General features: G+C 39.8%; 21 protein-coding genes and 1 pseudogene. 11 read left to right on the forward strand and 11 right to left on the reverse strand.

Going from position 1 to position 23,108, the window contains the following annotated elements; genetic code table 11:
- Positions 1-15 precede the first annotated feature (15 nt).
- Together pdxJ and AC3CAU_RS12170 are read left to right on the forward strand one after the other, a co-directional pair.
- Positions 16-741 carry a pyridoxine 5'-phosphate synthase gene (pdxJ, locus tag AC3CAU_RS12165; protein ID WP_131214800.1) on the forward strand — a complete coding sequence of 242 codons (726 nt, stop codon included), beginning with the start codon at positions 16-18 and terminating at the stop codon, positions 739-741.
- A gap of 12 nt (positions 742-753) precedes the next feature.
- The gene (locus AC3CAU_RS12170; RefSeq protein ID WP_131214798.1) at positions 754-1,407 is read left to right on the forward strand and encodes a MiaE family protein; all 654 of its coding nucleotides are present in this window, start codon (positions 754-756) and stop codon (positions 1,405-1,407) included.
- Positions 1,408-1,556: 149 nt separating this feature from the next.
- Here AC3CAU_RS12170 and lipA read toward each other — a convergent pair whose 3' ends face one another.
- Complete coding sequence (gene lipA / locus AC3CAU_RS12175; RefSeq protein ID WP_131214797.1) at positions 1,557-2,570, reverse strand: lipoyl synthase; 1,014 nt, start codon at positions 2,568-2,570, stop codon at positions 1,557-1,559.
- 206 nt (positions 2,571-2,776) lie between these two features.
- On the opposite strand from lipA, the gene sthA reads away from it, so the two are divergent.
- A complete protein-coding gene (gene sthA, locus AC3CAU_RS12180) occupies positions 2,777-4,192 on the forward strand; it encodes a Si-specific NAD(P)(+) transhydrogenase (RefSeq protein WP_131214795.1) in 1,416 nt (471 codons plus the stop codon).
- A 219-nt stretch (positions 4,193-4,411) separates the two neighbouring features.
- Here sthA and AC3CAU_RS12185 read toward each other — a convergent pair whose 3' ends face one another.
- The 6 genes and pseudogenes from AC3CAU_RS12185 to AC3CAU_RS12210 all read right to left on the reverse strand — a co-directional run bounded on the left by AC3CAU_RS12185 (position 4,412) and on the right by AC3CAU_RS12210 (position 8,499).
- Positions 4,412-5,113 carry a DUF1003 domain-containing protein gene (locus tag AC3CAU_RS12185; protein WP_447053377.1) on the reverse strand — a complete coding sequence of 234 codons (702 nt, stop codon included), beginning with the start codon at positions 5,111-5,113 and terminating at the stop codon, positions 4,412-4,414.
- Between the two features lie 92 nt (positions 5,114-5,205).
- Positions 5,206-5,376, reverse strand: a complete 171-nt coding sequence (locus tag AC3CAU_RS12190) for a hypothetical protein (RefSeq protein WP_488368493.1) — start codon at positions 5,374-5,376, stop codon at positions 5,206-5,208.
- A gap of 274 nt (positions 5,377-5,650) precedes the next feature.
- Positions 5,651-5,911, reverse strand: a pseudogene (locus tag AC3CAU_RS12195) (TauD/TfdA dioxygenase family protein); the annotation flags it as partial.
- 7 nt (positions 5,912-5,918) lie between these two features.
- Positions 5,919-6,053, reverse strand: coding sequence for a hypothetical protein (locus AC3CAU_RS12200; protein ID WP_284702737.1), 135 nt, complete (start codon positions 6,051-6,053; stop codon positions 5,919-5,921).
- Positions 6,046-7,260, reverse strand: a complete 1,215-nt coding sequence (locus tag AC3CAU_RS12205) for an MFS transporter (RefSeq protein WP_424619476.1) — start codon at positions 7,258-7,260, stop codon at positions 6,046-6,048. Before AC3CAU_RS12205 ends, AC3CAU_RS12200 begins: the two co-directional genes overlap by 8 nt.
- A gap of 156 nt (positions 7,261-7,416) precedes the next feature.
- On the reverse strand, positions 7,417-8,499 hold the full coding sequence (locus AC3CAU_RS12210; protein ID WP_447053376.1) for an OmpW/AlkL family protein: 1,083 nt from the start codon (positions 8,497-8,499) through the stop codon (positions 7,417-7,419).
- Positions 8,500-8,914: 415 nt separating this feature from the next.
- Between AC3CAU_RS12210 and AC3CAU_RS12215 the strand changes: the two genes are divergently transcribed.
- Entirely contained in the window at positions 8,915-9,094 is a 180-nt protein-coding gene (locus tag AC3CAU_RS12215) for a hypothetical protein (protein WP_131214787.1), read from the forward strand.
- 70 nt (positions 9,095-9,164) lie between these two features.
- Here AC3CAU_RS12215 and AC3CAU_RS12220 read toward each other — a convergent pair whose 3' ends face one another.
- Positions 9,165-10,622, reverse strand: a complete 1,458-nt coding sequence (locus AC3CAU_RS12220) for a sensor domain-containing diguanylate cyclase (protein ID WP_447053375.1) — start codon at positions 10,620-10,622, stop codon at positions 9,165-9,167.
- 182 nt (positions 10,623-10,804) lie between these two features.
- The gene (locus AC3CAU_RS12225) at positions 10,805-11,593 is read right to left on the reverse strand and encodes an A1S_2505 family phage non-structural protein (RefSeq protein WP_424619486.1); all 789 of its coding nucleotides are present in this window, start codon (positions 11,591-11,593) and stop codon (positions 10,805-10,807) included.
- A 326-nt stretch (positions 11,594-11,919) separates the two neighbouring features.
- Here AC3CAU_RS12225 and uvrB point away from each other — a divergent pair, with 326 nt between their 5' ends.
- The 7 genes from uvrB (at position 11,920) to proB (ending at position 21,132) form a co-directional block, all read left to right on the forward strand.
- Positions 11,920-13,944 (forward strand): excinuclease ABC subunit UvrB, encoded by a 2,025-nt coding sequence (gene uvrB, locus AC3CAU_RS12230; RefSeq protein WP_131214781.1) that lies wholly within the window; start codon positions 11,920-11,922, stop codon positions 13,942-13,944.
- A 135-nt stretch (positions 13,945-14,079) separates the two neighbouring features.
- Positions 14,080-14,667, forward strand: a complete 588-nt coding sequence (locus AC3CAU_RS12235) for a lipocalin family protein (RefSeq protein WP_447053374.1) — start codon at positions 14,080-14,082, stop codon at positions 14,665-14,667.
- A gap of 134 nt (positions 14,668-14,801) precedes the next feature.
- Positions 14,802-15,731 (forward strand): EamA family transporter RarD, encoded by a 930-nt coding sequence (rarD, locus tag AC3CAU_RS12240; protein ID WP_447053373.1) that lies wholly within the window; start codon positions 14,802-14,804, stop codon positions 15,729-15,731.
- A 259-nt stretch (positions 15,732-15,990) separates the two neighbouring features.
- On the forward strand, positions 15,991-17,448 hold the full coding sequence (locus AC3CAU_RS12245) for a glyceraldehyde-3-phosphate dehydrogenase (RefSeq protein ID WP_131214775.1): 1,458 nt from the start codon (positions 15,991-15,993) through the stop codon (positions 17,446-17,448).
- Positions 17,449-17,846: 398 nt separating this feature from the next.
- Positions 17,847-18,221, forward strand: coding sequence for a winged helix-turn-helix transcriptional regulator (locus AC3CAU_RS12250; protein WP_447053372.1), 375 nt, complete (start codon positions 17,847-17,849; stop codon positions 18,219-18,221).
- Between the two features lie 531 nt (positions 18,222-18,752).
- Positions 18,753-19,970 carry an Obg family GTPase CgtA gene (gene cgtA, locus AC3CAU_RS12255; protein WP_131214771.1) on the forward strand — a complete coding sequence of 406 codons (1,218 nt, stop codon included), beginning with the start codon at positions 18,753-18,755 and terminating at the stop codon, positions 19,968-19,970.
- 28 nt (positions 19,971-19,998) lie between these two features.
- Entirely contained in the window at positions 19,999-21,132 is a 1,134-nt protein-coding gene (proB, locus tag AC3CAU_RS12260; RefSeq protein ID WP_131214769.1) for a glutamate 5-kinase, read from the forward strand.
- Positions 21,133-21,195: 63 nt separating this feature from the next.
- On the opposite strand, the gene AC3CAU_RS12265 is transcribed toward proB, so the two are convergent.
- Positions 21,196-21,792: a phosphatase PAP2 family protein gene (locus AC3CAU_RS12265; RefSeq protein WP_447053371.1), complete on the reverse strand. Its 597-nt coding sequence runs from the start codon at positions 21,790-21,792 to the stop codon at positions 21,196-21,198.
- A 160-nt stretch (positions 21,793-21,952) separates the two neighbouring features.
- Positions 21,953-22,657: an SIMPL domain-containing protein gene (locus tag AC3CAU_RS12270; protein ID WP_131214765.1), complete on the reverse strand. Its 705-nt coding sequence runs from the start codon at positions 22,655-22,657 to the stop codon at positions 21,953-21,955.
- Positions 22,658-23,108: the final 451 nt, after the last annotated feature.

The raw sequence follows: 23,108 nt of genomic DNA on the forward strand, positions 1-23,108 counted from the left end.
GGTTAGGAAATTGTTATGGCTGCTTTGCTTGGTGTAAATATTGACCATGTGGCGACATTGCGACAGGCGCGTGGAACTACTTATCCAGATCCAGTCAATGCTGCATTGATTTGTGAACAAGCCGGCGCAGAAGGGATAACTTTGCATTTGCGCGAAGACCGTCGCCATATTCAAGATGATGATGTGCGTCGTATGCGTCCGTTGTTGAAAACACATATGAACCTGGAAATGGCGGTAACCCCAGAAATGGTTGAATTTGCCAAAGAAATCAAGCCGCATCATATTTGTTTTGTTCCAGAAAAACGCCAGGAAGTGACTACTGAGGGTGGTCTGGATGTTTTGGGATATTTTGAAGAGGTCAAAGCTGCAACCCAAGCCTTAACAGCCATTGGTTGTGAAGTATCTCTGTTCATTGATGCCGATATTGCACAAATTGATGCTGCAATTGCCTGTGGTGCGCCTACTATTGAAATTCATACCGGTGCTTACGCAGATGCAAAAACACCAGAAGCACAACAGCACGAACTTGAGCGTATTGCTCAAGGTGCAGAATATGCGGCATCTAAAGGTTTACTGGTGAATGCAGGGCATGGTTTAAACCTTGAAAATGTCACGCCAATTGCAAAAATCCCGCAAATTCATGAACTCAATATTGGTCACTCCATTATTGCCGATGCCGTATTTATTGGTTTAGCTCAAGCCGTTCAACAAATGAAAGCTGTGATTAAAGCAGCAAGATAAGTTTTCAGAATTATGTCGTCAATAAACTATGATGATCTCATGAAGCCCGTTTTGGGCTTTTTGGGATGTGAAACTCCTCAAGCATGGTTGGATGAAGCAATGAATAACCTCGAGTTACTCATGCAGGATCATGCCAATTGTGAAAAAAAAGCAGCAGGTACAGCCATGAACCTAATGTTTCGCTACACCTTTTTTACCGATTTGCAGATTAAATTGGCACAGTTGGTGCGTGAAGAAATGTTGCACTATGAACAAGTACTTGAACTGATGACCAAGCGCGGACAGGAGTGGCAATCAATTAGTGCCGGTCGTTATGCAGGTGGCCTGCGTAAAGAAGTAAGGACGTATGAGCCTGAAGCTTTAATCGACATTATGATTATTGGTGCTTTTGTAGAAGCACGTTCCTGTGAACGTTTCTATGCGCTCGCACCGCTTGTAGATGAAGATTTGGGTAAATATTACCGCTATCTTCTGAAGTCTGAATCACGGCATTTTGAGGATTATTTGGCCTTGGCCTTGGATGTCGCTCAAACCTCAAAGTTAAAAAACCCTAAAGAAGATATTCAGCAGCGTATTGCGCACTTTCGTGAAGTTGAAAAGAATCTGATTTTAAGTCCGGATGATTTATTCCGCTTTCATAGTGGTGTACCGAGTAAAGCTGCTTAATCTATAGCTTTTTATCTATAATATTTTAAAAAATCCTCTATTTGAATAGGGGGGGGTATATCTGGGCATTTTACAATCTTAAAAAAATGCCAATCTAAATGGATAAGATTGGCATTAATACATCAGACTAATTTTTTATGTAGAATCAATTAAGCTTCAATGGTTTGTACCGCAATTTTCTTGGCAGGATCGGCTTTACGACGTACTGCTGGAACCGGTTCGCCATAATATTGACGGTCAGCAAAGTAGCTTGAACGAACCATCGGTGCAGCCCAGATATTTCTGAAACCGAGTTTTTGACCATGTGCGGTATAGCGTTCAAATTCTTCCGGTGTTACGAAGCGGTCAATCGGTGCATGCTGTTTAGAAGGCTGTAAATACTGACCGATGGTGATGTAGTCGACATCATGTGCACGCAAATCATCAAGTAGAGCCAATACTTCTTCTTCAGTTTCACCCAGACCGACCATCAAACCACATTTGGTTGGAACGTCAGGGCAGTATTCTTTAAACATTTTTAGCAGGTCTAATGAATGCTGATAGTCGGAACCTGGACGCATCGCTTTATACAAACGTGGCACAGTTTCAATGTTGTGGTTGAATACGTCTGGCGGGCATTCCGTCATAATGCGTAATGCAACATCCATACGACCACGGAAATCTGGAACCAGAATTTCAAGTAAGGTTTTCGGGCTTAACTCACGTGCTTCTTTAATGCAATCGACAAAGTGCTGAGCACCGCCATCGCGAAGGTCATCACGGTCAACAGAGGTAATCACGGCATATTTCAGACCAAGATTGGAAATTGTTTCTGCCATATGACGGGGTTCATCCGGATCAAGTGCATTTGGACGACCATGTGCAACATCACAGAATGGACAACGACGAGTACAGATATCACCCATGATCATAAAGGTTGCTGTACCGCCACCAAAACATTCTGGCAGGTTAGGACAAGCAGCTTCTTCACAAACAGTATGTAGTTTTTGTGCGCGTAAGGTGGTCTTAATGCGCTGAACTTCTTCAGGAGCCGCCATTTTTACACGAATCCAATCCGGTTTGCGTGGCGTTTCAACCGTAGGGATAACTTTTACAGGAATACGAGCGACCTTCTCTGCGCCACGAAGTTTGACACCCTGTTCTGGTTTACGGTTTTCAGACATATTCAACTTTTCCACTGTTTTTGACGGGGGAGATACTAGCCATGATAGCGCTTTTATTATAACGGACTTGAATCTAAATGGGGCAAAAAGCATATTCATTTAATAAATGTAGTCATCATTTAATATATGTGAGGTAAATACAGCAAATTGCTACCAATTACGTCATAATATAGCGAAGATAGACTAGGATTAAATAGGAGCGTTGAATGCCACGTAAGAAAGAGGTCGTTAGTGGAACTTTCGTCAAGTACGATGCGGTAGTTCTCGGTTCAGGCCCTGCGGGTGAAGGCGCGGCAATGAAACTTGCCAAATCTGGCAAGCGTGTTGCAATTGTTGATATACGTGAGCAGTTAGGTGGTAACTGTACGCATGTAGGAACCATTCCAAGTAAAGCATTACGTCAAACGGTATCGAGCATTTTACGTTACCAGCGTGACCCGATGTTCCAGAAAGTGGGCGACTGGAAACAGTTCACCATGAAACAGGTATTGCGTAATGCCCATAAAGTGATTCAGCAACAGGTTGAAACCCACTCTCGTTTTTACGATCGCAATAAAATTGATATTTATCATGGTCGTGCATATATTCAAGATAAAAATACCGCACTGATTTTCAGTGATGATGGGATTAAAGAAACCATTATTTTTCAACAGCTGGTGATTGCGACAGGTTCGCGTCCATACCGCCCGGCGGCGCTTGATTTTAATCATCCACGTGTATTTGATTCAGACAAAATTTTGGAGCTGGATTTCTCAATCCAAAAAATTATCATTTATGGGGCCGGTGTTATTGGCTGTGAATATGCATCGATCTTTATTGGTCTAGACCATAAAGTTGATTTGATCAATACACAGCATAAATTACTCAGCTACTTGGATGATGAAATTTCTGATGCGCTGTCTTACCGTTTACGTGAGCAGGGTGTATTGATTCGTCACAATGAACAATTGGATCATCTTGAAACTTTCGATGATCACGTGGTCATGCATTTGCAAAGTGGTAAGAAAATTAAAGCCGATGCCATTTTATGGTGTAACGGCCGTTCGGGTAATACCGATGGCTTAGGTCTTGAAAATGTAGGGATTAAACCAAACAGCCGTGGCCAATTAACGGTGAATGATCAGTACCAGACAGAAGTGGAAAATATCTACGCTGCCGGGGATGTGATTGGTTGGCCATCGCTTGCTTCTGCTGCTTATGACCAAGGTCGTTGCGCTGGTTCAAACATGAGCGGTGAAGAAAATGTTAAACCGGTAAAGGATATTCCGACAGGTATTTATACCATTCCGGAAATTTCATCAATTGGTAAGACAGAACAACAATTGACTGAAGAAAAGATTCCTTATGAAGTGGGTCAGGCATCTTTCCGTCATTTGGCACGTGCGCAAATTACGGGAGACACTGTAGGCGAATTGAAGATTCTATTCCATCGTGACACTCTGGAAGTTTTAGGGGTGCATTGCTTTGGTAATAATGCTTCGGAAATTATTCACATTGGTCAGGCAGTCATGAACAGTGGTAACAACACGATTAAATATTTTGTTGAAACGACATTTAACTATCCGACCATGGCGGAAGCCTATCGTGTAGCAACATTGAATGGTATGAACCGTTTGTTCTAAGCCAGACTTAATCCCAAGATTGAAAACCCGTAAGTGAGCTTGCGGGTTTTTTTATAGAAAATATCAAGCAAAATTTTGATAATTATAAAATGAACCTACTGAATCAGAACTTATCCACTCTGTTAGTCATTTCTACTCAATTTTATGGTTTGCACTAACCCACTGGAAAATTAATTCCACCCAGTTTGTTAGATATTAAATGACAATAGGCATAAACTCTTAATGCTTTTTGCTCATCTCAGATAATAAATCGAGCTGTATCTCTTGTATTTGAGCCAGTCTATCCCACTGATGCATTAACAGATGATCTAATTTTTCATGCAAATGTTGAATTTCAAGTTCGGCTTTTAAGTTAATTTGATAATCATTTTGTGAACGCAATCTGTCTTTTGCTTCCTGTCTATTTTGGCTCATCATAATCACTGGTGCCTGAATAGCTGCTATGCAGGACAGGATTAAATTTAACAGGATAAAAGGATAAGGATCGGCAGGACGTGAAACCATAACTACGGTATTCACAATAATCCAAATGGCTAAAAAAATAGCAAAACAAATCAAAAAAGACCAGCTTCCGCCAAAAGACGCAATTTTATCTGCCAGTTTTTCGCCAAAAGACCAGTTTTGATCTAGCTTGGTTTCAACATTTTGTGTGATCAGTTCCTGCTGTCGCATACTGTTAATCACTTCATACTCAAGATCAGTTACTTCACCTCTTTCGGACTTTAATAATGAGTGAACATACTGAATTCGATACTTGGTTAAATCTGCCTGACAAATATAACTATGAGGTGACCATTCTGGAAAATCCTGTGAAATCTCTTCGGTAATGACTTTACGTATTGTACCCATCGGGATGAGACTTTTTAACGGAAAATGTTTTCCACAAACCATACATTTATAACATTCATTTTTTTCATTCATGATTGCTCTCTTTTATAATAATGCCGAAATTATTAGATAGATATTCTTGACTGTATTTTAACCGCGTTTGGATTTTTTCACTGTCTATATTATTAATTTTCTATACAGCAAATATTGGATTCAGTAAGTACCTCAGAGTGTACTTTCGTCATTTTACGGTAATGGATGAATTCACTTAAAGCTGAACCATATCCAGTACATCTAGGGTTGGGGAAGTCTTTAGGATGATGTTCTTTATATAAAATGCCTTTGCCGGCAGCCATGGATTACATTTTATTTTTATTATGCTTACCTTTGGAATCGCGATGCTCTGACTCCTTATCCTGAATAATGATTACAGTTTTAAAACTACAATATAGATGCATATGGCAACCGGCCAAGGGCAGTAAGCTGGAAGGTGAAGTCTGCTGAAATATTGAATTGAATAATTTATAAGGTTAAACGTGCAGAATAAAAATTTTGAACCTCTCGAATCTCAGTTATTGTCATTTCAAGATTTTAAAAACTGATTTTTTATTATTTTTATTTACATTATTTTTAGAAAGGACGATCTCCTGCAAGACTGATGCGTTTGAGTAAGCAAGGTTGATTGGAGGGGAAAAGGCATCGTGAATGTAGGGTGATCCGATTGTCCCAGAATACAATATCTCCTTGTTGCCATTGAGGTTCATAGCGAAAGTCAGCTTTTAAGATATGTTCATCTAATAAGGGAATTAATTCACTCTCAGCTTGATCATCATAATTCACCAGTTCAACTTTACTGCGCGTATTCAGCCAAAGTACTTTGGGGCTACTTTTTTAAACGTTAATGTGGACAGAATGCCTGATTGAAATATTCAAACATTTGAGGAGTTTTAAACCACAACAGAATGGCCAGACTGAGTAAACCTAGCACTGCTAGGCCAATCAGGATTTTTAAACCACGTAAAGAATCAGTCATGAATTACGGCCTCCTCATTGACAAAGAAATGTACCAGCACACCTACTAGACTCAGCACGATCGAAAACGTCCAGACCATATTGTAGTTGCCGGTCATGTCATGATTGACACCACCGAGCCATCCGCCAAAAAATGAACCGACTTGATGGGTAAAGAATACCAGACCACTGAGCATGGAAAGGTATTTTACTCCGAACATATTCGCCACAATACCGTTGGTTAGCGGCACGGTCGATAACCAGAGTAATCCCATAATCACACCAAAGCCATAGATTGTCCATGTGCTTAAAGGTAGTACTAAGAAGGCAATAATCGCGATCCCACGTAAACCGTATAAACCCATGAGTAATCGAGGCTTGGAGTATCTTCCACCCAGCCAGCCTGCACTATAGGTTCCAATAATATTAAATAAACCGATCAAAGCCAGAAAAATAGTGCCGGTAGTGGCATTAAAACCATGATCAATCAAATAACCGGGTAAATGAATGCCGATAAACACCACCTGAAAACCGCAAACAAAAAAGCCTAGGGCCAAGAACAAAAAGGGGATGTGGTTTTTAGCAAGGACTAATATCTGTTTAAAGCTTAGAGCGGGTTTGTTTGCCAGAGCAGATGCGTTAGAAGCGACATACATCGGTGCTTTTAACATCCATGCCAAGGGAATAATCAGGGCAATGAAAATTGCACTGACCACCAAAGCTGCTGACCAACCAATGTTTTGTAAAAGCAGTAAGGTTGATGGCAACATAATAAATTGCCCAAAAGAGCCTGCTGCACTGGCAATTCCCATCGCAAGGCTACGCTTTTCAGGATGTGCGGCACGTCCCACAGCAGAAAGTAAGATGGGAAAAGAGGTTGCAGATAGGGCTAAACCTAAGATTAAACCCACGCTTAAATTTAGCATTAAGCTGGTAGAGCTAACTGCCATGAGCAATAAACCCAAGCTGTATAAAGCTCCGCCCACAGCAACTACAATTTTACTGCCATATTTATCTGCAAAAGCGCCGGTGATGGGTTGTACCGCACCCCAGATTAAATTCTGCATTGCAATGGCAAGACTAAAGACATTATGTCCCCAGCCAAACTCATGACTCATGGGAACCAGATATAAACCAAAGGCATGGCGCACGCCTAGGGATAATGCCAGAATCAGTGCACTTCCAATTAACATGTAAATGAGAGGTTTGGAAAAACGTGTATCTGACATAATTCATTCATGTTGCGATTGCGATACCGCTATGTTATTAGATTCTGCAATGCTAAGCGATTAAATAAAATTTAAATAAAAGATAAATTTAAGTTATAGAAAAATTTATGAAATCAAAAAAAGACGACATAAAGCCGTCATTTTTTTATGAAAGATTTAGAAGCGGATACCCACACCTGCATAAGCCAATATCGGGTTAATTTCAATATCGGCTTTAGAGCGGATTAGTTCACCGTGGGTCGCATCTGTCACGGTAATTGTGGTTTCATTTTTCATATGCGCATAGGATACGGAGCCGACCGCAAACCATTTGTCATTAAAATCATAGGTAAAACCAAGTGTGGCGATAGGGGCAATGGCATCGGTTGCTTCCAGATCCACTTGAGGATTGGCTTTACTTAATTTGCCCTCTAGAGAAGCACCTGCATTGCCTTCTTTAATATTGGCAATCATATGACCCGCTGCAATTAAGTCCTGTTCGGTGCGTGGATTAATTTCCAGTTCATTAAAATAAGCGTACATAACCCCTAAACCGACATAAGGGCGGAATTTATTCACACCTGTTTTTCCAAAGTGATATTGGAATTCAAAGGCTGGCGTCCAGGCACGTGCTGTCGCGGCAGCGCCATGAGCTTCCAAATCAGTAATAAAAATATCGTTTTGTAGATCAATATTGAGGAATTCTAAAGGTAAATTACCAATTTGTGGTGTGGCTACAGCAGAGAAAGGTGCATAAATTTTGCCTTTACCCTGTAAGTCTACTTTGGGAGGTATACCGGCTTTCATTTCAAAAGAAATGTTATCGGTAAAGAAATAGTTGGTCATGATACCCAGTGTAGTGACATCATCTGCTTCAAGTCCCGTTCCTTGGGCTTCCCAACTCTCTAAACCATTAATTTTAGAAGAGCCACTGAGTCCACTGTCTAACTCGCCACCTGTAAAAAAACCCAGCACTTTTAATGCTGCTGCAAGACCCTTTTGGTCAACATTGGGGTTGAGATTATTTAATACAGTATCGACTTGGATATCGCCATTTTTGGAAACTTCACCATCTTTGACGGCCGTATTAATTTGGAACGGTTGGGCTTTACCTTGCGGCATGACATGTAGCGCACCGACAGAAACAGAAAAGCGTTTAAAGCCATCTCCGTCTTGTAAAGTAAAATAGGGCGAATCGGCATAGCTTATTGCAGGTATAGCAGCAAGAGACGACATAATACAAAGTAACGACTTGTTCATTCAGGGACTCCATGTCCATTTTACGTTTATAAGTTTTTTTCTGGTTTTAATTATATGGTTGATAAATCATCTAATTGTTACTAAAAAATATAAGTCTGGTTGTATTCCTGTAAATAATTAGATGATTCGTTTCAATAAGATAGCAAAGTGACCTGTTAATATTAGAGATTATTTTGCAGAATTTGTCGGTTTTAACTGTAGTTAAATGACAGATAATTAAGAAAATATTCATCTATTTTTAAAATATTTTGAGTATATTGTTTTTTTATGGCTGGTAAATAATTTGCTCATCAATCTCAGTGAATGCTTGTGTGACTTTTCAAAAAGCAGCGCATTGGACGATTTAAAAAATCCGATCTCGCACTTAAAGGCATTTTTCCGTACAATATGTCTCAGAAATCCTTGAGTGAATCACATGAGCACCCAAAATACTCCCAAGAAAAAACCATTGGTCAATTTACCTTTCCCGATTAAACAAGAGAATGTGCAAAATGCCGATGAAGTGTTAGAAGAGCTTCGTCCACGTCCACAGCGCTATGCTGATCGTACCTGGATGCCACCTCGCGGTACACGGCGCTCGATGGGAAAGCGTTAAGCTCTCAAATAAAAAAGCCATGGTTTTTACCCTGGCTTTTTTATTTAAATTTTGTGACTCAATTGAGCCATTAAATATCATTAAGCGTTGGTTTTCTTCTATTGTTCGTAAGATAATAATTTCTTTTGTTCTGATACATAGCCATGTCAGCACGTTTTAGCATATCTTCCATACTTTCCCCATCCTGGTTGGTGGCAGAGCCAATAGACAAGAGAATGGGTTGGCTGGAGTAAAATTGATTATCTACCAATAAAAGTTCTTCTAGGCTTTGCAAGCAATTCTGTAGTGCTGCCTCATCGGCACCGGGTAAAAGTACCACAAATTCATCGCCACCAATCCGACATGCAGAATAAGGGGTTTGTTGAACCAATTGATTTAATACGTTGCCTATACGCTGCAATACACTATCGCCCGCATCATGCCCTAAACTATCATTTATTGCTTTTAAACTATTCATATCCATAAAAATACAGGATACAGGACGTTGTCTATTACGCTGTAAGCGGTTTATTTCAGTTGTATAAAAAGAACGGTTATAGAGTTTGGTTAAGACATCATGTTTACCTAAATATTCAAGATATTTTTCCGCTTTTTTACGTGCAGTGATATCGGTGAGGGCAACCTGAACCATGCCCCAATTATCCAGGTAATCGGGGAATACGGTAAATCGCAGCAGTACATGACGGATGCTGCCGTCGAGGGCATAATTCACTGCTTCACGTTGATGATGAATATTGCCATTCCACAGCTCAATTAATTGCTCTCGAAAGGTTTGAATCATTTCCTGAGCAAAAACTTTATGCAGGTTTTTAAACAAAACGTCTTTAGTTGGGGCACCAAATAATTCCAATGTTGCCTGATTGACATCAATCATTACAATATCTTTGATGCAGTCATTGATGAAATCACCATGAACATCCAAAAAAGTACTGAAGTCTTCAATGCCTAAATCCCGTAATTGATCTAATTTAATTTTGATCCGGCTGAAATCTTCCACCCAAAGTGAAGTGGGTGAATAAGTAAAACGGGCTTCGGCCAGATGTCGGCTTTTTTCTTCAAGACGGCAGGCTTCAATATAAGACGTAATGTTTTCAGTGGTAATTAATAGTAACGATAAATCATGTTCATGCTGCGGCAGGACAATACCTTTAAGCTGAATATCCAGACGCTCTCCAGTCAGGGTGTAGTTCACTGCAGAATTGGAAAAATGGGTTTCGCCATTCCATAAGGCAACAAGTTCCTTAATATGGGTCTTGCTCATATCTTCTTTAAAAATTAAATCAAGATTTTGATACAAATGTTCAAAGTCTTTGGCTTGATACAGTTCAAGAGTTTTAGAATTTACTTTTAATAATTTTATTTTTCTTGCACATTCCAGAATACGCGATTCATCTTGCTGTAGAAAACCTAACAAATCTTCCACTCCCTGACTGCGCCAGAGATCAAATTGCTTTTTGACTTCACTAAAGTCTTCTAGCCACATGGCAATGGGGGACAGTTCAAAAAAGGGAGAATCCAACATTTCCATTCCAGAAGCTCGACATTTTTATTTAAATTTAATAATGCAGTATAAGGGTAAGAAAATGATTTTAAAATAATGTGATAGGTAAAATAATATTTTTTTACTAATAATGATTAAGTCACAAAATATTCTCTTTCTTTACTAAAAAAGCCAACTTATAAATTGGCTTCTTTTATTGAAATTAAAAATTAGCGATTTTTTTTGCGGGCTTTATTTTCCGGTTTTGGTGCAGGAATTTCCCGCTCGCCTTGCCAAACATCTATAAAATCTTTTTCATTGATATTATATAATTCGAGTAAAGCTAAAATAACGCCACCGAACAGCATTGGACCTTCAGAGTTACTTTGCCATTCAAATATTTTCCCGTTTAAGACATGCAAAATATCTGAAACTTCAAAACTACGATCACGACCGTTACTATCGGTTGGGTAAATTTCTGTATTTAAAATAATCCTTGCTGCACTTTTTTCACTCTCTGATAAATCTAGATGAGTAACAAGGTCATCATCACGGGTGGAAAAAATCACGTCATCGGTAAAAACCGTTCTTAAGAAATGACGGGTCAGTTTAGGTAAGGCTCTTTCTACAAAAGGACGGAACGAACTTGGAAAAATCACATTATGTGAAATGCCTTTAAACATGGGTGCAATTTCTTCAGTTTTATAGCCGGCAATCCCACAGCCAATAGAGGTAATAAAATACGTGGTCTTGGGATGGTTTTTGGTATAAATTTTGAAATCATCAATATAATGCTGAATTTGCGATAAAGGCATTTGTTGCAGATGCTCATTCATGGTTGGAATAGCATAGCTTTGGCCTGACCAGCCGCGACCGACACCTGTGATTGCACCAAAGTGCTCAAGCGCAGTACGTGCAGCTCCACCTGCATGCTGTCCTGCCATATTACTGCCAAACACAAATACAGTATCTTCAGGTAAGCTTTTTATAATATTTTCATCGTGATAGTGATATGACATAAGCGAATACAATCGTGATGGTCTTTCTTCATGTTGCAATTGAAAGAGCAGATGGTCAAGTGAAAGATCAGTATTTTTAAATTTAGTCTACCGATCATAAATAAAGATCAAATTTTTGACCTGTTTTAATTAGCTTTGCTCAGACACGTTCATTTAGCAACCCCGCTTTATTCTTGTGATTTAAGCCTGCTAAGACATAAAAGAAGAAAAGGGAAGATTAAAGATTTAAAGCTGAGAAATACACAAATATAAATATCCCGATATTGCATGTTGAGCTTTAGCCCTCATATTATTGGAATTGTATTATTGTATAGAAGCTGAAAAATATGTCGGATAGTCAACAACCTTTTGAGTTAGTGACCAGCTATCAACCTGCGGGTGATCAGCCGCAAGCCATTGAGAAATTAGTCAAAGGTATTCAAAAAGGCTATCACGACCAGTTATTATTAGGGGTAACGGGGTCGGGGAAAACCTATACCATGGCCAACGTTATTGCCCAGACCCAACGCCCCACCATTGTCATGGCGCACAACAAAACCTTGGCAGCCCAGTTGTATGGCGAATTCAAGTCATTTTTCCCGAATAATGCAGTTGAATATTTTGTCAGTTATTACGACTACTATCAGCCAGAGGCTTATGTGCCATCTTCCGATACCTTTATCGAAAAAGATTCGGCCATTAATGATCACATTGACCAGATGCGTCTTTCGGCCACGCGTTCATTACTAGAACGTCGCGATGCCATTATTGTGGCTTCCGTTTCTGCCATTTATGGTTTGGGTGATCCCAATGCCTATATGAGCATGCTGCTGCATATTGTACAGGGCGACCGAATCAGTCGTGATGACATTATTCGCCGTCTGGTCGAGATGCAATATACCCGCAATGAACTTGAATTTTTACGCGGTACTTATCGTATTCGAGGGGAAATCATGGATATTTTCCCGGCCGAATCGGATCAGGATGCAATTCGTATTGAACTGTTTGATGATGAAGTCGATTCCATTCGCTGGTTTGATCCATTAACAGGGAAAATGGTACGTAAAGTGCCGCGTGTGACGATTTATCCAAAAAGTCACTATGTCACCCCAAAAGACAACTTGCAGCGTGCCATTGGCACTATTCGTGAAGAACTGAAAGAGCGTTTGGTTTTCTTTCGCGAGCATGACAAATTACTTGAAGCACAACGTATCGAACAGCGTACCCGTTACGATCTTGAGATGATGCAACAACTCGGTTATACCAACGGTATTGAAAACTACTCACGTCATTTGTCTGGTCGTCCGTCGGGTGAAGCACCACCAACCTTGTTCGATTATATTCCGGATGATGCTTTACTGATTATTGATGAATCGCATGTCACGGTTCCGCAAATTGGTGCGATGTATAAAGGTGACCGTTCACGTAAAGAAAATCTGGTCAATTATGGTTTCCGTTTGCCGAGTGCTCTGGATAACCGTCCAATGCAATTTGAAGAATGGCAGCGCATAGTTCCGACCACCATTTATGTCAGTGCCACGCCGGCAAAATATGAGCTGGAAAGATCTGAGCAAATTGCAGAGCAGGTGGTTCGTCCAACCGGTCTGGTCGATCCTGAAATTGAAATTCGTCCTGTGCTGACCCAAGTCGATGATGTACTGTCTGAAATCAATCTGCGTAAAGATTTAGATGAACGTGTTTTGGTGACTACTCTCACCAAACGTATGGCGGAAGATCTAACCTCGTATTTAAAAGAATACGGGGTGAAAGTCGCCTACTTGCATTCAGATATCGATACCGTAGAGCGAGTAAAGATTATTCATGAATTACGTTCCGGTGTGCATGATGTGCTGGTGGGGATTAACCTGCTGCGTGAAGGTCTGGATATGCCCGAAGTGTCTTTGGTGGCCATTCTGGATGCCGACAAAGAGGGCTTCTTGCGTTCAGAACGCTCACTGATTCAGACCATTGGCCGTGCCGCGCGTAATGTGAAGGGTAAAGCAATTTTGTATGCTGACCGTATCACCGATTCCATGCGAAAAGCGATTGATGAAACTGACCGACGTCGCGCTAAGCAAATCGAGTTCAATACGCTACATGGGATTACGCCCCGCAGCACTAAGCGTCAAAACAATAAAGATATTGATACCGGCGAAGTACTGACTGATGATCAGATTGATGAAAATATCTCGGATCAGGCCCGTGCTTTAAGTGCTGATGAACGTCATATTCTGGCCGATCCTAAATTGCTGGCGAAGCACATGTCTAAACTGGAAAAAGAGATGTTAAAAGCCTCGAAAGAATTACAGTTTGAGCAGGCAGCACGACTGCGCGATGAGATTGTCCGCCTAAAAGCACAGCTGCTAAGTTAAGTAGGAATGAAGTATAAAATTAATTTTTTACTGCAAAATCATTACATAACACTACAGTATCACTCAGCTGGAATGGTTATTTTTAAATTGAGATTCACTTTATAACTCTTAAATTTTGACTTAAAAGGTAGCTTTATGACAACGAATGATCTTCCTAAAGCCGGCTTTAAACTGGCTAAAATTGCGTTAGGCGGAGCCGTACTCATTGGCTTGGGTATGGCAACCATGGCTTATGCACAAACCAAGCCTTTGCATACTGTCGAGAAAGTCGAATTAGATAAATATTTAGGCGTTTGGTATGAAGTTGCGCGTAAGCCGATGTACTTTCAAAATAAGTGTGATCGGGATGTAACTGCTACTTATACCTTAAATGAAAATGGTAATGTGGGGGTAGATAATCGCTGCTATAGTAAAGATGGAAAATTAAACCATTCTGTTGGTGAGGCATTCATTCAAAATGCGCCATTTAATACCAAGTTGAAAGTCAGTTTCTTACCGGAATCTGTTCGCTGGTTGCCGGTAGGACGTGGTGATTACTGGATTTTAAAAATTGACGATGCTTATCAAACGGTATTGGTCGGTGAGCCACGCCGTAAATATCTGTGGGTACTGTCCCGTTCAGCACATTTAGATCAAGCAGTGGTCAAGGAATATCTGGATTATGCCCAATCTATTGGTTATGACATTAGTGATGTGATTCATACCAAACAAACCCAGAAATAATCTTAAAACATTGACGGATAAAACCATGCTTCGGCATGGTTTTTTTATTGAATGGTTAAATTGAAGAGTGAATTATAAAGTTTTCTTGGAGTGTAATGTTTATAATGCCGGCGAGATAAATCCAGAGATACAAGATGTATAAAGGCGTAGCTTTGTCGGTATTGGCATCGGTCACTTTTGGGGTTTTGTATTTCTATACCCAATTCTTAAAACCGCTTGATAGCGAACAGACTTTTGCTTGGCGTATGTTGGCTACACTACCATTTTTAACTTTGTTTATGTGGTGGACCGGAGATTTACAACATGTCGCAGATATTTTTAAACGGATTTTTAAGCAACCGACTTTTTTAATCTGGCTGGTTATCAGTTCAATTTTATGTACCACCCAACTTTGGTTATTCCTATGGGGGCCGATTAATGGCCGGGGACTGGAAGTGTCTTTGGGGTATTTTTTATTGCCACTGGTGATGGTGCTGATCGGTTGTGTGCTCTACAAAGAAAAACTGTCCAGATGGCAGATTGCAGCAGTTCTTTTTGCCTGTCTTGGTGTAGGGCATGAATTGTGGCGTATCGGCGGTATTGCCTGGGAAACGGTATATGTGGCCGTGGCCTATCCGATTTATTTCTTTTTAAGACGGGCTTTTAAAACTGACCATTTGGGTGGTTTTTGGTGGGATTTATTTTTAATCCTGCCAGTCGCTATTTATTTAGCCACCGTGTATAGCGACTCTTTGGCTTTAATTGGGCAATTTCCCTACCTAATCTGGGCGGTTTTAGGGTTAGGCTTTTTAAGTGCCTTGGGATTGGGGAGTTATATTCTGGCGAGCCGTTATTTACCTTTTGTTATATTTGGATTGTTAAGCTATTTAGAACCGGTATTACTTGCCTTTGCATCGATAGCTTTAGGGGAAAGGTTAGAAACGGCAGAATGGTTGACCTATATTCCAATTTGGTTGGCGGTGTTACTGCTGGTATTAGAAGGTTTAATTCATTTGGCGAAGCAACAGCAGAAACGAAAAGCTTTAGCTCAAAATCTGAAAAATTATCAAAATCGCTTAAAATAATCATTTTCATGCTTTGACCGTTGAGGAATAAAGCAAAATTTGAACCAAATTTATGGTTTTGGAATTAAATATGAGGGCATAGGGCTTTCGATATGAATATTATAAAAATAATTATCACTATTTTGTCTGTTTATAGTGAATATATAGCAAAATTTGCGGGTTAAAATCAGCTTTTGATTCAAACTTCCTGATAATTCCTTTACAATTGTGGGGTTTTGAAATTCATGCCTAGATATACAATTAATTAGAGGACGTATCTGTGAGCAAAGACACTATCATCGCCCTACATGCAGATCACCAAGGTCGCTGGAAAAACCGTGAAGAAATCGCGGAACATATGATTGCCTTAATTGGTCAGTTGTATCGTGAAAAAAATATCGTGACTTCTGTATTCGGTCGTTCTTTAGTTAACCGTTCAGTTATCCAGATTTTAAAAGCACACCGTCGTACCCGTGTGATGGATGTTGAACTTTCTGTGGTTAACACTTTCCCAATCTTAGAAGCTTTGGCTAAAGTTGAGAAAATTGGTTCTGCTGAAATCGATCTAGGTAAACTTGCGGTTGAATTTAAAGAAAAAGGCGGCGACATCGATGCATTTGTTGCAGACGCTGTTAAATCCTTAGAAGGCAATCCTGCAAATGTTGAACCTAAAGATGTGGTTCTTTACGGTTTCGGTCGTATCGGTCGTATTCTTGCGCGTTTGATCATTGGTCAATCAGGTTTGGGTCGTGGTTTAAACCTAAAAGCCATTGTTGTTCGTAAATCATCTGACGGTGATTTGGAAAAACGTGCATCTTTGCTTCGTCGTGACTCAATTCACGGTCCATTTGCAGGAACAATTTCTGTAGATGAAGAAAATGAAGCAATTATTGCCAACGGTAACTTTATTAAAGTTATTTACGCTTCAAGCCCTGCTGAAGTGGATTACACTGCTTTTGGTATCAATAATGCTTTAGTAATTGATAACACGGGTAAATGGCGTGATGCTGAAGGTCTTGCTGAACACTTGAAATGCCCAGGCGTTGCTCGTGTTGTATTGACGGCTCCAAGTAAAGGCGAAATGAAAAATGTAGTGTATGGCGTAAACCATACTGACATTTTAGATGAAGACAAAATCATTTCTGCTGCAAGTTGCACCACCAATGCAATTACACCAGTATTAAAAGTGTTAGATGACAAATACAAAGTATTGAATGGTCACGTTGAAACTGTTCACTCTTTCACAAATGACCAAAACTTGATCGACAACTACCACAAGGCAGATCGCCGTGGTCGTGCTGCGACTTTGAACATGGTGATTACTGAAACGGGTGCTGCGAAAGCAGTTGCTAAAGCACTTCCTGCACTTAAAGGCAAGTTGACTGGTAACTCTGTACGTGTTCCAACCCCTAACGTATCGCTTGCTATTCTGAATTTAAACCTTGAGAAAGAAGTTGATCGTGAAGAAGTGAACGAATACATCCGTCAAATCTCAATCAACTCAAGCCTTCAAGGTCAAATCGGTTATACAAATTCGACTGAAGTTGTGTCGAGTGACTTTATTGGTTCACGTACTGCAGGTGTATTTGATGCGCAAGCAACAATCACTTCAGGTACTCGCTTAACAGCGTATGTTTGGTACGATAACGAAGTAGGCTATAGCTGCCAGGTATTGCGTATCGCTGAACAAATGTGTGGCGTAAGCTATCCAAAAGTTCCTGCTGAAACAAATGCATAATTTGTAAATTAGTAAAAAAGAGTCTCATTTGAGGCTCTTTTTTTTTGTTTTTCTAAAGTTAAAAATTGAGCTGTTATCTAAGTTTTCTCATTTAAATTAACTCCATTCGCTTTTGAATAAATATGATTTTTCTTTCAAATAGTCATTAAGAGGCTTTATGATCTAGACAAAGGCGGTTTTGAGTTTCTTTTATGAAATTTGATTCACTCAATTATTTTAAAATAATCACATTTTTTTGTTAACCAAGCATTCTTTTAAATTTTATATCTCATAATCTTTATTCTAAAAAACGGTAAATTGATGGTTTTATATACTTGAATAACTTATCTTGTTATAGTGGCTTGCCTAAGGTAAGTATATATATAAAAGTAAGTTAATAATAAAATTGGAGAACATGGATGAGCACCTACGCAACCAGTCATTTACTTGGACAAGTTTTATCCGTTGATTGTCCTTCACGTGAAATATTGGAACATTTAACCACCAAGTGGTCTGTGTTGGTTTTACGCTGTTTAAGTGAGGGAGTGCATCGTTTTAGCGAGTTAAGGCAGCGTATTGAAGGGGTAAGTGAAAAAATGTTGGCGCAAACGCTAAAGGTATTGGAAAAAGATGGTTTTTTGATTCGTACGGTTTATCCGGTTGTACCGCCTAAAGTGGAATATCAGTTGACGATATTGGGGGCGCAGGCAGCTGAAAAAATGACAATGCTTACGGGCTGGATTGAACGAAATTTACCTGAGATTTTAGAAAATAAACAACGTGTTGCTAAATAAAAATACTGAGTCATTTAAATGCCTTATGACCTATCTAAGTGAAGAGATTTAATCTAAAAGAGTCTATTTGTTGGAATAACTTCAAGGGTGAATTTAAAAAATGATAAAAGGAACCTTATTTTTTATTAAACTTTTTAAAAATCTAGACGGCAATTTTATACTTCACGACACATAAGAAGGGAATCTTAAAAGCAGAGGAAAGTTATTTAAAAATAATTATGTAAAATACCGCTTTATATTTTTTATCAATTTTTTCAAATCTGTGCACTTAAAGTTTGGATTGAGACTTCTTTAAATAATTTAAGAAAATAGATAAAATTTAATTTGAAAATCAGATTAATAAAGGTAAGTGTATGGTTATTTTTAATTTTATGAGTGAATAATTGAACTCAGCTAAGCAATATGAGCCCAGTTCAAGTCAAATTCATCTGAACAATGCTAAAAATCATGCAATGCTGAATAATTCTATTCGAGAAATTTTGTAAAATATGGCAGAATATGCGGTTTTAAAGTATTTAGAGGATTGGCAGCATGCGCTTTGTTGATGAAGCAGTCATTACCGTAGAGGCTGGCGACGGTGGCAATGGCGTAGCCAGTTTTCGCCGTGAAAAATTTGTACCATTTGGCGGTCCGGATGGTGGCGATGGTGGACGTGGCGGTAACATCTATGTTGAAGCTGGTAACGACACTACCACTCTTGTAGATTATCGTTATACACGTAGATTTCGTGCAGAACGTGCTAAAAATGGTCGTGGTGCAAACTGCTCAGGCCGTGGCGGTGAAGACACCGTATTAAAGGTTCCAGTAGGAACAACAATTGTTGATACAGAATCCGGTGATATCATCGGTGATTTGGTCACTGATGGTCAGCGTGTATTGGTGGCAGCAGGCGGTGAAGGTGGTTTGGGTAATACTCATTTCAAATCATCTACAAATCGCTCGCCACGTAAATGCACCACGGGGACCAAAGGTGAATACCGTGAAATTCGTTTAGAACTTAAAGTTCTTGCGGATGTGGGTTTACTTGGTATGCCAAATGCCGGTAAATCAACATTTATCCGTGCTGTTTCAGCCGCAAAACCTAAAGTTGCAGATTATCCATTTACTACCATGGTTCCAAACCTGGGTGTAGTAGATGCGGATAGCCATCGTTCATTCGTCATGGCAGATATTCCGGGATTAATTGAAGGTGCCTCAGAAGGTGCCGGTCTGGGTATTCGTTTCCTTAAACATTTGGCACGTACCCGTATTTTGTTGCACATTGTTGATGTACAACCGATTGATGGCTCAGATCCTGCCCATAATGCAAAAGCGATTTTAAAAGAGTTAGAGAAATTTTCTCCAACGCTTTCTAAATTGCCTGTGGTTTTGGTATTAAACAAAGTTGACCAGCTTGATCCTGACACCAAGGAAGAATGGTGTAACCATCTTCTGGAAGAAATGCAGTGGCAAGGTCCAGTATTCAAAACTTCTGGCTTAATGTCGGAAGGCACGAAAGATGTCGTGTATTACTTGATGGATCAAATTGAACAACAACGTGAACGCGAAGTTGAAGATCCAGAATACGCAGCAGAAATGAAAGCATTCCGTGATCAGCTGGAAGCTGAAACACGTGAGCAGACCATTGCAGCGAAAGAAGCTTATCGTGAAATGCGTCGTCAACAACGTCTTGCTGGTCTATTGGCTGAAGACGATGAAGATGATGATGAAGACGACGATAACGATGTGGAAGTGTTTTACGTACGTTAAGCTCTTGGGATAGAGTACTGAGGACAAGATGATAGAAGTGGTAGATGGGCAACGTCAGCTCAAGGGTTGTAAACGAATCGTTGTTAAAATCGGATCATCTTTACTCACAGCAAATGGGCAAGGTTTAGATTTGGATGCAATTTCGCATTGGGCGAAACAAATTGCAGATCTACACAATGCAGGACACGAGATTATTCTGGTGTCATCCGGTGCTGTGGCTGAAGGCATGGTTCGTATGAAACTTGAGAGCCGACCCACTGATCTACCCAGTCTTCAGGCGTGTGCTGCCATTGGTCAGATGGGCCTGATTCATACCTGGTCGAGCGTACTTGAGAAACATCAGATTCGAACTGCGCAAGTTTTATTGACGCATGATGACTTGGCGGATCGTAGACGTTACTTAAACTCTTGCGATGCATTACAAAACTTGATTGACTGGAAAGTGATTCCAGTCATTAATGAAAATGACACGGTATCGACGGATGAAATTCGTTTTGGCGATAACGATACTTTAGCCGCTATGGTGGCAGGTCAGGTTCATGCAGATTTGTTGATTATCTTAACCGATCAGCAAGGCATGTTTGACTCTGACCCTCGTTCTAATCCAAATGCAAAGCTGTTCCATACAGTGCGTGCTCTGGATGAAAGCCTATTTGAGATGGCGGGTGGTGGCGGAAAATTTGGTCGTGGCGGTATGTTGACTAAAGTTCGTGCGGCACGCTTGGCAGCCAAATCAGGTTGTCCAACACTAATCGCAAGTGGTGAAAGTGACAATGTCCTTGCGCGCTTAATGTCCGGTGAATTGCTCGGAACATTGTTTATTACTGACAATGACCGTATTACCGCACATCAGCAGTGGTTGGCTGCGCATCTGCAAACTGCAGGGCGTTTAGTCTTGGATGATGGTGCAGTAAAAGCCATTAAAGAAAATCATCGCAGTTTATTGCCTGTTGGGGTGAGAGCGGTGGAAGGACATTTTGAGCGTGGTGATGTGGTTGAATGTGTTGATTCACAGGGCGGTCGTGTTGCGGTTGGTCGGGTCAACTTTAGTTCGCGTTCTGCTGAAATTGTGAAGGGTTTATCTTCCGATAAAGTGCATCAAGTTTTAGGTGAAGCACGTTCACTCGAGATGATTCATCGCAATCATATGGCGATTTACTAAAAGATTTTCCTAATAAAAAAATCCCGCTTTAGAGTGGGATTTTTTATATATTTTTTATTTGAATTACTTGATCAAACCTTTTTGAATCAGTGAATTAAAAAACTTTTGATAAATCCACATCACCCAAGACATCAGTTTTTCCTGATAATGATTCCATAGTTTTAAGCCCGCAAGATTCACCATCCAAGACAAAATAAAGGCACCCACCATATCTATTGGAAAATGTACCCCCACATAGATCCGTGACCATGCGACTAGCCAAGCGACCGCAAGTAATAATTTGCCAATGTCCCGTCGTGCCGAGAAATAGTAAGCAAATGCAATGCTGCTAAAAATGGTCATGTGATTACTGGGAAACGACCCTGTTGCTTCGTGTGCAATTAAAGTCTGACCGACATGCATCACGAAAGGGCGTGGAGTTTGTACCAGATAGGACATCAACTCACTAATTGAAAGAGCAATACAACAAAATATAAAGGCTTTTAGAATCAGGGCTTTTGAGTTTTTACTGGCATAAAACCAAAACAAGGTAAAGCAGCCAAGCAGCAGATAAACTAAATCACGGGCGATAAAAATCGCGTAGTGCATTATCAAAGGAGAAGCCTGTTGTGGGACATTCAGCAGGCTAAACAAATCAAGATTTAAACTTTCAACGGACATGTAAGAATGGCGAGATCACAGCGTAAGGATGGGGGTGATTTTACAAGAAAAATAAAATGAAACACGCGACCGGTTTGTCGTCATATTGTTGTACATACTATATTTAGCTTATTAAAAAACCGTGTATGGACACGGTTTTTTTATTTAAATCACGATTCAATTATTTAAACTGAATCGCACCATTGGCGTTTACAGTAATTTTAGATTCACCCGCTGCAACATCTTGAGCATCTACAGCTTCAGCACCTGAAAATTTAGCCATACTGGCACGCATCATGATGGGTTGCGGATATTGATTGCTGGTATTCAAATTGAGATTAATCAGGTTATAACCTGATTTATTCCACGCCTGACTGAGCATTTGTGCACGTTGTTGAAAGTTTTTAGACGCTTCAACCATCAGTTCATTTTCTACTTTTTTTCGTTGCGCATCTGAAACGCTAAAATTAATCGATTGTGTCTGGAAATTTTGTTGAAGCTCACCAATCAATTGGCTGGCTGCTTTAAAGTCAGTACTTTCAATCTGAATTTCTGCACGACCACGCCATTCTTTCAATTTACGATTCTCGTTATCATAAATTGGATAAGTGGTTTGAGAACCTGTTTCTACTTTGACTTGCGGATATTTCTTCGCTAAAGCCATAGCTTGATTCATTAGTTGTGTGATTTGTGATGCAAGTTCTGCAGGTTGTTTGTTGCTTTTTTCAATATATAAAACCGCATGCATTTCATCATTCGACACTTTACGGGCTGCTTCTGCCTGTACATTGATGACGTTGTAATTAAGTTGTTCATTTTGTTGAGCAAAGGCAGTTGCACTGAAAGCAGAGGCTAACACTAAAGTTGAGAGAGTTAAATAACGCATTTTTTTGACCTGTTCTTGTAAGCAAAATTCGAATTTATACTGATGATATTAAAGGGTGTTTATGGTGAATTTTAGTAGAGTTTGTGGTGGGATTGTAAAACAAGCTTAAAAAGTCTATGCGTTTTTATTTATAAAATTTACGAAAAATTATACACTTATAAATTAATTTGCAAGAAGTTTTACTTTATTACACGACTTTACCCATAAAAGCATAAGAAAATAAGGTTTTCTTTCCCCTGTCACAATGTAAGATGATAATTCAACCTATAGATTAGCTTGATATTTTTTTCGATGAATTAGGGCAGATAAAGTACCGAAAGTTGTTTATTTTTCAGAAAAAGTCGGTATCATCCGCCCTTTAGTTATGACAAACAAATCCATGTCTAGCTAGATTCTATAAAGCACCGAGTCAAAGGACCGCAAGTCACCCGACTTATTTCTATCAACCCAT

The sequence above is a fragment of the Acinetobacter sp. GG23 genome, from assembly GCF_057766365.1.